Here is a 9,500-nt window from a genome sequence, read left to right as displayed (position 1 = left end):
GGCCGGCGGGATGGTCGCGGCTGGTGATACCGCGCGGGCTCGCCCTCCGTCCTCCTCGTTTCGGCCTCTGCCGGCCGTGTAGAAAGAGCCTACCATGGCCCGCAAATCGACCCTGCCTAATCGTCTGCAGCCCATGTTGGCGCTTGCGGATGCGCCAAGAAGCTTGGCAGGTATTCCGTCTTTGTGCATACGATCCAAGTGAGTACAGCAATCGTTGCAAGGACACCACCAACAGTAACTATGATCGGGGCCTTTTTCGATCTGACCGGAAACTTGCTGTTTCCTGTGGTGTCTTTGGAGATCGCATAGACAAGGACAGCCGCCGTAAACGTGCTGTGCCAAGGCACGTAAATCCAAGCTGGCGTGTTAGGTCCATCACCAATCAGACCGTCGGGCGCGTACCCGCCCGGAAAGGCGAGCGTCTGCAGGAATGCAAATGAGCCGCTGAATATGTAAGCGCTCGCGAGCGCAAGCAACGCGCGTTGCGGTTGGAGATAAAATTGAGCGAACAGAAAAATTGCCGTAAGGAGATCGGCAACGGCCAAGACGGTTTGCAAAACCGGAATGAATGAATCAATTCGGCGGACCTGTATGCTCGCGTATGGTGCCATAACTGCCGCCACCGCCATCAAAACGACGATGACACCGACTGCTACTGCTCGTTGCCGCGAGCTTGCCGGCATCGTTGCGATTATCAATGGGAAATCTTGACTCACTTCGTCTGCAGGCAATTGGCTCATTCCAAACTCAGCTTGATGAAATTTCATCGCGTCGTTCTGACTATCTTGGACAATCAGCTTCAGAGTCAGCCGGAGAAAACAGTAATGCGGTAAGACGAGTACGCTTCTGTTCGACCAATAATCTTAACCATGGCGGCTCTCTTTCGGCCAGCATGGACGTTCGGAATGGTCACAAGCCGCCGATTACGCCCAAGGCGGCAGACTTCCGCTTTGCCTTGGTAAGCCGGCGTGCGTGCCTGCCAGATCTGTTTGCCACCGTTCACAGCTCCCGCGACATCGCCGGATGCGTCCGGTTCTTGACTTTAATCCAATGCTTTTGCCGTCGGCCGCGGTGGGGAGCTAGCGTTGGAGCACTCCGCCGCTTTCAGACCCGGCTCGGTCAGCTCGTAACGCCAGCCGTGCTTCACGAGCCAGCCACCTTCGACCATCTTGCGCGCCAAACCCATCGAGCACGCAGGTTGATTGCCTCCCGGGTGATGCAGCCCGTCCTCGCGCTCGACCAAAAAGCCATGCACCCGGGCCAGCCGAAGGGCCTTGCGCATCCCAGGAAATATGATGACGGCCTCCTCGCTCATTTCTGCCAAGCGACGGAACGAGCTAAGGTTCCCGAGAGGCGAAGGCCGCCCCAAACGAAAACCCACCGCCATGCTCACGCTGCGCGTGATCGCCCCCCAATTCCTACACCGTCCATGAGAACGGGCAGCGCATCGGTCGCATCCGTTATGCCAAGGAGCGTTCGGCGGGCTTGTGGCTGGAACGGCAGGGCTCGGGCCGCCGGTTCACGCCGGCGGGCTTTTCAGCTTAACCGCGGCACGAGTGGCGCCCTTCAACGCGGCCTCGATGGTAGTGAGCCGCGTACCTCGGCGAGATCTTCCCCTCTGCCGCTTGGCTACGGATGATCTGGACGCCCTGGTAACTAGCCACAAATCGCTGCCGCAGCTGGCGCATTCATACAGCTTCAGTTCGTAGCCTTCGGCCACGGGGAAAATAGCCTTGAGCAACCGAGCTTGGCTACAAACGATGCATCCGGCTTCGCTGTTCACGATCGCCCCCCGAAAGCAATTTGGCCGCAATGAGCAGAATGAGAACTGAGTCTCGATTCAGGAGCAAGCGCGGTTCACGCTGGCGGGCCTCTTTCAAGCTGACGATCATGGCGGTGTCTATTGTGCCCGATCCTGGCCGGGATGGGGCGACGGCCCCTCATGGTCAAAAACCGAACCGAGGTCGCGCATATCGATCCATCCGCCGCAAGTCGGGCATTTGATGAAATGCTCTGCTTCATCTGCCGGTGCACTGTCAGTGCGCTCGCCGATGCACCTGCCTCTCGGTATTTTCATGGGCTCGCCCAAGTCTCCAAGAGCCAGCGGAGACGCGGCCCCGGCTTCAGGGGGGCTCTTTGACGGTGGCCGGGGCCGCTCCGCCAGCTCGGGCGGCGAGCCAGCGCGGCTTCAATCAGAATGGGCCCGATTCCGTTGGTGTCAGGAGCCGCACATAGGCGCCGCTTTCGTGCAGCTCGAGCCACCGCGCTCGACTGCATACTTGATACTGCCGCCGAACTCGGCGCCGCTTGCCTTGAGCGTGTAGAGGAATGGGTAGTTGATCTTCTCGATATGGATTCTGCCGTCCTGTACCGCATCAATCCTCGAAGCTAGCTGAACGAGCTGGCGCGCGGCGACTTCCGGATCGGCAAAAGGGCGTTCGGTGACGTGCTTCATCGCTGGAATCAAAACCTCAGCCCCATGCTTGGCCTGACTTGCCCGCGACTGTCATGCCAGTTCGGGACGATATGCACAGATCCTGCGGCGCCGCATGCTGTGCAGACCAGGCGCAAGCCGACCCTCGACCACGGCCAATCCTGCGGGAGTGTGTCGAGCCGCACGTCCACCCTGCGACGGCAGAGGCCGTTCAGGCATTGGATGTTGCAGGTCACGTGGCCGTCAGCGAGCCATTCCGCTGGGCTGCGGGGCGGGCAGTGGCCTGCCCATTTCGTGTATCGGCGAGTGCGCATGCCGCCATCAAAGCGGCATCGTAGGTAGCGCGCAAAATTTATCGATTCCTAGTAGCTCGGAACGCGCGCGAGCTACCCCTTGTCGCAGGTGGGGAAAAGTCGCCGAAAGCTCCGCCGGTTCACGCCGGCAGGTGCTCCCCTGGGCCGACAAACGAAAATGAAGCCGCCGGGGCAAACAATACCTTGTCCCGGCGGCTTGATATCCGTCCAGCCCCGGACGGGATTAGCAAACTCCCGGATGTCCTTAGGTCTGTACAGCGCGCCGGAGGTTCCAGCCTTTGATTGAAACTTCACAAAGCCCGCAGGTTCGCGCTTGCGGGATTTGTTCTCCGTCCTCATGCAGATTGGAGTACTGGCCTGTTTCCGACCTCAGTGGCCTGATTTGGAAATGGGAGTGAATGTCTCAAACTTAGGACTATCGCCGAGCGCTCCCATTGGATTTCCGATACAGGAGCACTTAATGGCTCGGTACTACTTCCACTTTAAGAGCGGTGACAAAGCACGGACGGACGACGACGGCGTGGACCTACCGGACATCTCGGCCGCGACACGGGAGGCCGAACAAGCTGCTCGGGAACTACGGCACGCAATCAAGGCCCGAAAACCTGATGTGCCGGAGGAGGTGGTAGTCACCGACGAGTCGGCACGGAAGTATATTCACTCCCCTTCGTGGCAGTGCTGCCGAAGGCCCTCAAAAGGCCGTCTCAGTAAGCGGCCTCTCTCATTAGGCATTGATGGCGGAGAGACCGCCCCGGCTTTTGGGGGCGCCGAGGGCCGCTCCGCCAGCTTGGGCGAGCTAGTGCGAATTCAAATGCCCGCGCGCCTTTTCGTTCCTTCAAAGCCTCAACTCGCGGCCAACGTCTCTGCTAGCTGTGTGCAAATGGCGCGAAAGGCTTCGCCTTGCAATTGTGCCGGTCGTCTGGTGTAATGCTCAGATTGTCGAGATGTTTTTGCGGTCTTATAATTTTGAGGTCGTGATGAGTATTTCTGATCGTATCCCCTATGCCGCTATCGCCTTGCATCAACGTGTCGCATTTCTAGAACATCAGATTGCAGAATTGGGCGTGTTGCGACACCGATTAATGCAAGCTGAGTTGCGACGCTACCTGTCGAGGTCGTGTCGGCGAGCTTCCGAAAAATCGCGCACACGCCGTCACAGTAGATAACCTTCCGCGCTCAACCGACAAAGAGTTGCCGGCTCCCGCTTGTAAGCCCAAGCTGTGGGAACACGTGAGTTGGGGATTCATGGAACGGAAGCCGTTTGAGAGCATGTCGGTTGAAGAGCTGTGGCAACTCCACGCGGTCGTAAATGACATTCTTGCCGTGAGGCTCGCGGTCAAAAAGCAAGAGCTGGAGCGACGGCTTGGCCTGCTCAACCGAGAAGACAAGACTCCTCGCAGCTAGGCATTAAGAGAGATAAGGAAGGTGCCCTCAGTTGCGCCTTTCTGCCGGCGGATTCTTTTTTTCCGACGGATGAAGAGGCTAAAGATCGTCGGCCCGTCTCCACCATCAGAGCGGGTATCAGGCGAATTTCGTCCCGGCTATCCTGCACACGAGCCGGAGCTTGATTCGTCATGCTGGAAACCGTTCTCATGTTGCTGGGGGTCGGGGCCGTGGCCCTCCTGCTGATCGCGTTCTGGGGATTGCACAGACGCGTATAAGTCGCTTGTAGAATCGCTCTATGCTGGCTCAGCCAAACCTTACGGGGAAAGCAGGGAATGGTTAGGCCCGGCGCGTCTTACCGGACAAAGACGCGTCGGGCCGCGAGTCCGTAATCGCGCATTACGCAGGCTGGCGGCGCCTTGCCCTTGGCAAAATACGCGTTGGCTACCGAGCGCTCGAGGTTGCAAATTGAGGCGGCTTGCCGCTGCCGAAATCCTGCTTCCGCATGAGTTGGAGGTGTATCAGTAGAATGCGACGGCGATACGTTTTTCTTTACGCCAGACGACTGAACAGCGACGTGGGTCACCATCCGGAATGACAGTCAGCGCGAATTCGTCGGGAATCTTTTCATTTCCTGCAATATCAAGGGCGGCACCGTATACAGAGATGCTGCGGATCAAGCAATTTGCTTTAGAACGGCCGAAGCTGATTGTGCCGGACTTTGGGATGCGTGTCGAATGAGAACTGTTCTGCTCCATAGTTTTTCTCCGAGAAAAGGGGGCACCCCGCAGAGCGCACGTCGATTAGTGCCTCAAAACGAGTTCGTTAGAATCTCGGTAGCCGATCCAACCCGGCGTAGCTTTAAATAAATACCACATTAAATTGGACTGTCACATTAAATATGCTTTTAAATCAAATTAAATCTGAAAATTAGCTAAAAATGAGGTCCTTAGGGTGTGGGGGTTACGCGAGACTGAAAGACCGCCAGCGCCAGTCGCTTGAGGATCTAAGGATGTACCGTCAGCGACTAGCGGTCGACCTGAAAGCCTGGGAGGGCTTTGATTGCAGGTCGGCGATTGCCCAGATAGAGGGGGACATCGCGGCGATAGACATTGGGCTGGAGGCGCTTTCGGGGTCTGAGGCCAATTAGGCGAACGGCCAACCCGGTGGCGGCGAGTGCGCAAGCGAGGGCAAGTGCTGCGATGTTTCATCATGGCTGCCCTCGCACTGGTTTGGGGATCCTCGTCCGCGCTCAGCCTGACGTCGGACTAAGCTTTGCGCCGTCGGCTATTCGCACATCCAGGAACAATCAGCCGGAAAGATAAAGACCTACAAGGCCATCAAGGAAGGCACCGCGCGCTCGCTAATCGTCGACAGCACCGGCCACATCGCAGAGGGTGGCGAGATAGCTAGACGGGCAGAAGCCAGACGTCTTTACTGGACAGTGTGCCGGTTGGCGTCGCAATCTCGATATCGACGACGCGAAACGAGCCATGACTTTCGTGAACGTAGCGAAGGTGCCAGACCGGACCGAGTTCCGGCGAAAGGGCGAAGTCGTCCAACGCGCCTGTGATGTTGTGAACGGCATCGCGTCGCCCGATCGGTGCGGAGAACATCGTCTCTATCAGCGCGTCCAGGCTCATGCCGCCGACCAGCATGGCTCGTGCAGCTTCGTCGCCGTGAGAAAGCCGGAGGGCGGTCACGATGACGGCAATAGCGTCGGGGTTCTTCAGAGCCACAGCAGGTTCGCTTCGCCAGCAAAAACATGATGCCGGATGCTACCCCTTTCATGCAAGCGACATCGAGCCGACGCCAACATATCTCAAGCGACAAATGTCGGAATGCGGGCGCCGCCTTCAGGGTCTAGTCGTGCGGGTCGTTTCCCTTCGGTTTTTGCAAGAATTTGGGCATGTGTCCACGCGCATCACGATCGCGCGGGGCGGGCCGTTCGCAGGGATCTCTGCCGACCGTGGACTGCAGCTCGACCAAGTCGGTGAAGACGTCGGCCTGGCGGAGGAGTTCGTCGGCGATCATCGGTGGCCGGCTGGCCATGGTGGAGACCACCGTGACCCGGACGCCGCGGCGCTGCACAGCCTCGACCAGCGAGCGGAAATCGCCGTCGCCGGAAAACAGGATCATCTCATCGATCTGTCCGGCGAGCTCCATCGCGTGGACCGCGAGCTCGATGTCCATGTTGCCCTTGACCTTGCGGCGGCCGCCGGCGTCGACGAATTCCTTGGTCGGTTTGGTGACGACGGTGTAGCCGTTGTAGTCGAGCCAGTCGACGAGCGGGCGGATCGAGGAGTACTCCTGATCCTCGATGACGGCCGTGTAGTAGTAGGCGCGAACCAGGGTGCCGCGGCCCTCAAATGCCTTCAGCAGGCACTTGTGATCGATGTCGAATCCCAAGGTCCTTGCGTGGCGTAGAGATTGGCGCCATCGATGAAGAGCGCGATCCTGCTCGGTGCGGACATTTGGACGCTGCCGGAAATTGGTTTCCAGGACGGAAACAGGCGCTTCCATCCGGACTCTCGGTCAGAGGCAAAAAGCTTTAGGTAAGGTCGGCCGGCGGTCTCGCTTCCGCTCACCCGCATTCTACGGCGGAATCCGAGCTCCGACAGGTCGGAGGCTACGCGCAAATGTTTCCCGCCTCAAAGCATTTTTTCCTCAACAAAGCGCGTCCGTTGATCGCCAGGAGCGAGCTGGGGCACGCAGATCTGAACCCCCGCCAGCGTGGGTAAGACTAAGGACAATGGGAAGTCCCCTGACGGGTTGGCGGGCAAACTCAGTTTCTCGTCAGCCGGGTTCGGGACGCCGTCCCATCTAATTGGCGAGATGTTCGCAGTGCAGGCGGGCGTACACGCCACCCACGTGCGTATCAGCAGTTTCCCCAGGCGATCCCCGATGTGATCGGCGGCAACGTTCAATACATGTTCGTCACCACGCTGCCGGTGATCGATTTAATCGCGACGGGTAAACCGCGCGCGCTTGCCGTCACCGCTCCAATGCGGATTGCAGCTCTCAAGGATGTTCCTCGGTGGTTGAGGCGGGCTTTCCCGACCTGGTGACGGCCGACTGGATTGGCTTTGCCGCGAAGCGGGGAACGGCTGTCGAAATCACCTCCCAACTCAACAAGGCAATCAACAGGGTCCTGATCGAGCCGAAAATGGTTGCACGCTTGAGCAGATCGGAGCCGTGCCGGTGGGCGGCACGGCGGCGGAATTTGGCGATGGAATCCGGAGCGACGTTGCGCACTGGGCGAAGGTCATCAAAGACGCGGATATCAAGTTGCCCCAATGAAATATGCGGATCCGAAAACCGTGATCACCCCCGCCGGCGCCCGAGTGCTCGACATCACGCCGCCGGAGATCGTCGGGCCGTTCTATCCGGTCTCGGAGCGGCCTGACCTGGCGGCTGACCTCGCGCGTCCGAGTGGCAGCATCGCCGAAGCGCAAGGCCAGCTCCTCTACATCTAGGGACGCGTGCTGACCAGTTTGGGCAAACCGGTATCGCATGCGTGTATCGAGATCTGGCAGCCAATGCCGCGGGAGGTACCGTCATCCGAGCGACAAGAACCCGGCGCCACTTGATCCCAATTTCAGGGGTTTCGCGCGCCTGGTTACTGATACGTCGGGACGTTACCGCTTCCGCACGATCAAACCGGGTCGGTATCGGACAGCCGGGGGCGACATCCGGCCGCCGTACATCCACTTCACTGTCGAAGGGCGTTTCGATCGTCTGGTAACCCAGCTCTATTTCGCCGGCGAACCCGAAAACAAGACAGACCGCTGGCTCAATGCCGCTCCGCGCCCGGAACGACTGGTGGCGGCGCTACAAACACCTCCACCGCATCTCAAACGCTGCGGCCTTGTCGCGCATTTCGACATTGTTTTGGCCTGCGGATGAGCAAGCGGGCCCACGGGAAGCCGGCGCAGGCCTGATGGCTTCGAACCGGCCGACATGACAACTGTCAGCGAACTCGCGCGAAGCCGGAGATCTCGATCCTAAACCGGATCATCCGCCCGCGAGGCGGCCTTCATCATACCCGTCGGTGTTTTCCTGTTGCTCGCAGCGGCATTCATCCCGACGCAACAGACGAGCAACCCGAGCGCACCGCAATCAGGTTCAGGAGGAAGTCGGCGGTGACGCGAGTTGGGCCGCGATATTTGGTCTTTGCTTGCCTAGTGTTAGACTTCGCCTGTCAGACCAAGGAGAACAGCCATGACCGCCGAGTTCGATGAAGCCGCTTCAATATGGCTATCCGTAAATTTTTGAAGCATGTCGGAGTTACATCGCAGCGTGAAATTGAGAACTTGGTGCGTAGCGGGGCGGTGAAAGGTGACAAGCTCAAACTAGGAATGACCGTGTCCGCAGAGGGGACGCCGCTGAAACATGTAGTCGAGGAAACAATCGCACTCTGACAATGTCCCGGGTGCCCCGGCATTGCCCCGTCGTGGTGGAGCATTCAACCCTGTTGATTTCCAGCAACGACTGCTAATGGGATGGACCGGCTGCTTCCCTCGCAGGGATAGTCTGCAAAGACTACCCCCTAGCATCCGGAGAAGCAGCCCACCAAATGGTTGCTCGTCAACCTGTCCGCTAATGATACCAACGATGCGTGTGTATTCCCATCAAAGCCACGGTCCGCGAGCCGATTAAACAGGCCGGATACATATCAGCGACCTCCGCAACCACGCACTATCTCTATTGCGAACCGCGGCCGGTCCATACAAATGGGTCATTCTCGTCGGTTGGGCCGGACGTCCCTTGCGGCTATCTATCCTCGCCGTCCCGCCCACGGAACGGATCGGCGACATCGTCGTGGCCGCTGCGGCTGCTGAAGAACATCAGCGCCATCAGCCCGCAGCCGATAAGCAGCGAGAAGAAAGCTCCGAGGCCAAGAGCTATCCAGCCATGATTGCCCATTTCGACCCCGCTGCTGGCTCCCCAGATCGAGAAAGCCCAAACGCCGGTTAGGATCAACATGGCGCCCAGTCACCGTGCGGATCGATACGCCGTCGTGGTGCGGCGTGAAGCTCGCGCGTTCCGGAATCACACGGTTCCCGGCGCGTGAGCGCATCAGTCTCATGACGACACCGGTCCACAGTATCGCGCCACCGTCTTGTACTACGACGTCCCAGTCGTCGGGCAGGGTGAAAGCCGGAAATTCCTTGTTCGCTACGGTCGCGGTCAACATCGGATCATGGCGCCCTTTCGCGATCGCGGCCGCGCGTGACGACGCCACCATCGCAGAGCCCGGGAGGCCTGCCTCCAAAACAGGGGTTTCCGTCAGAACCGTTTGACGGCTTTCGGCCTGCAGCCGGATCCAAGCGGCATGAGCCTCGTCGCTCAGGCTGGTGTAGTTGGGC

General features: G+C 59.1%; 10 protein-coding genes and 3 pseudogenes. 5 read left to right on the top strand and 8 right to left on the bottom strand.

Annotated features, from left to right (window positions below):
* Window positions 1-116 precede the first annotated feature (116 nt).
* From ACFQX9_RS16515 to ACFQX9_RS16505, 3 genes are all read right to left on the bottom strand, one after another.
* Window positions 117-767: an MASE4 domain-containing protein gene (locus ACFQX9_RS16515; protein ID WP_377789525.1), complete on the bottom strand. Its 651-nt coding sequence runs from the start codon at window positions 765-767 to the stop codon at window positions 117-119.
* 275 nt (window positions 768-1,042) lie between these two features.
* The gene (locus tag ACFQX9_RS16510) at window positions 1,043-1,315 is read right to left on the bottom strand and encodes a hypothetical protein (protein WP_377789523.1); all 273 of its coding nucleotides are present in this window, start codon (window positions 1,313-1,315) and stop codon (window positions 1,043-1,045) included.
* 903 nt (window positions 1,316-2,218) lie between these two features.
* The gene (locus ACFQX9_RS16505; protein ID WP_377789521.1) at window positions 2,219-2,455 is read right to left on the bottom strand and encodes a hypothetical protein; all 237 of its coding nucleotides are present in this window, start codon (window positions 2,453-2,455) and stop codon (window positions 2,219-2,221) included.
* A 630-nt stretch (window positions 2,456-3,085) separates the two neighbouring features.
* On the opposite strand from ACFQX9_RS16505, the gene ACFQX9_RS16500 reads away from it, so the two are divergent.
* Both ACFQX9_RS16500 and ACFQX9_RS16495 read left to right on the top strand, forming a co-directional pair.
* Complete coding sequence (locus tag ACFQX9_RS16500) at window positions 3,086-3,676, top strand: DUF6894 family protein (RefSeq protein ID WP_377789544.1); 591 nt, start codon at window positions 3,086-3,088, stop codon at window positions 3,674-3,676.
* A gap of 317 nt (window positions 3,677-3,993) precedes the next feature.
* The gene (locus ACFQX9_RS16495) at window positions 3,994-4,152 is read left to right on the top strand and encodes a hypothetical protein (RefSeq protein ID WP_377789519.1); all 159 of its coding nucleotides are present in this window, start codon (window positions 3,994-3,996) and stop codon (window positions 4,150-4,152) included.
* A gap of 500 nt (window positions 4,153-4,652) precedes the next feature.
* On the opposite strand, the gene ACFQX9_RS16490 is transcribed toward ACFQX9_RS16495, so the two are convergent.
* The 4 genes and pseudogenes from ACFQX9_RS16490 to ACFQX9_RS16475 form a co-directional block, all read right to left on the bottom strand.
* Entirely contained in the window at window positions 4,653-4,889 is a 237-nt protein-coding gene (locus tag ACFQX9_RS16490; RefSeq protein ID WP_377789517.1) for a PilZ domain-containing protein, read from the bottom strand.
* Window positions 4,890-5,540: 651 nt separating this feature from the next.
* Window positions 5,541-5,870, bottom strand: a complete 330-nt coding sequence (locus tag ACFQX9_RS16485; RefSeq protein ID WP_377789515.1) for a hypothetical protein — start codon at window positions 5,868-5,870, stop codon at window positions 5,541-5,543.
* 124 nt (window positions 5,871-5,994) lie between these two features.
* Window positions 5,995-6,605, bottom strand: a pseudogene (locus tag ACFQX9_RS16480) (NYN domain-containing protein).
* Window positions 6,606-7,152: 547 nt separating this feature from the next.
* Window positions 7,153-7,428 (bottom strand): hypothetical protein, encoded by a 276-nt coding sequence (locus ACFQX9_RS16475; RefSeq protein WP_377789513.1) that lies wholly within the window; start codon window positions 7,426-7,428, stop codon window positions 7,153-7,155.
* Between ACFQX9_RS16475 and ACFQX9_RS16470 the strand changes: the two genes are divergently transcribed.
* The 3 genes and pseudogenes from ACFQX9_RS16470 (at window position 7,428) to ACFQX9_RS16460 (ending at window position 8,552) form a co-directional block, all read left to right on the top strand.
* Complete coding sequence (locus tag ACFQX9_RS16470; RefSeq protein WP_377789512.1) at window positions 7,428-7,607, top strand: hypothetical protein; 180 nt, start codon at window positions 7,428-7,430, stop codon at window positions 7,605-7,607. The two genes, ACFQX9_RS16475 and ACFQX9_RS16470, sit on opposite strands and share 1 nt — an antisense overlap.
* A 37-nt stretch (window positions 7,608-7,644) precedes the next feature.
* A complete protein-coding gene (locus ACFQX9_RS16465) occupies window positions 7,645-8,037 on the top strand; it encodes a hypothetical protein (protein WP_377789510.1) in 393 nt (130 codons plus the stop codon).
* A gap of 315 nt (window positions 8,038-8,352) precedes the next feature.
* Window positions 8,353-8,552: pseudogene (locus ACFQX9_RS16460) on the top strand (DUF6494 family protein).
* A gap of 356 nt (window positions 8,553-8,908) precedes the next feature.
* Here ACFQX9_RS16460 and ACFQX9_RS16455 read toward each other — a convergent pair.
* A pseudogene (locus tag ACFQX9_RS16455) lies at window positions 8,909-9,500 on the bottom strand (hypothetical protein); the annotation flags it as partial.

Origin of the sequence: Bradyrhizobium sp. GCM10028915, from assembly GCF_042666195.1 — a bacterium.
Classification (GTDB): domain Bacteria; phylum Pseudomonadota; class Alphaproteobacteria; order Rhizobiales; family Xanthobacteraceae; genus Bradyrhizobium; species Bradyrhizobium canariense_D.
This window is presented reverse-complemented; position numbering and strand designations above follow the sequence as displayed.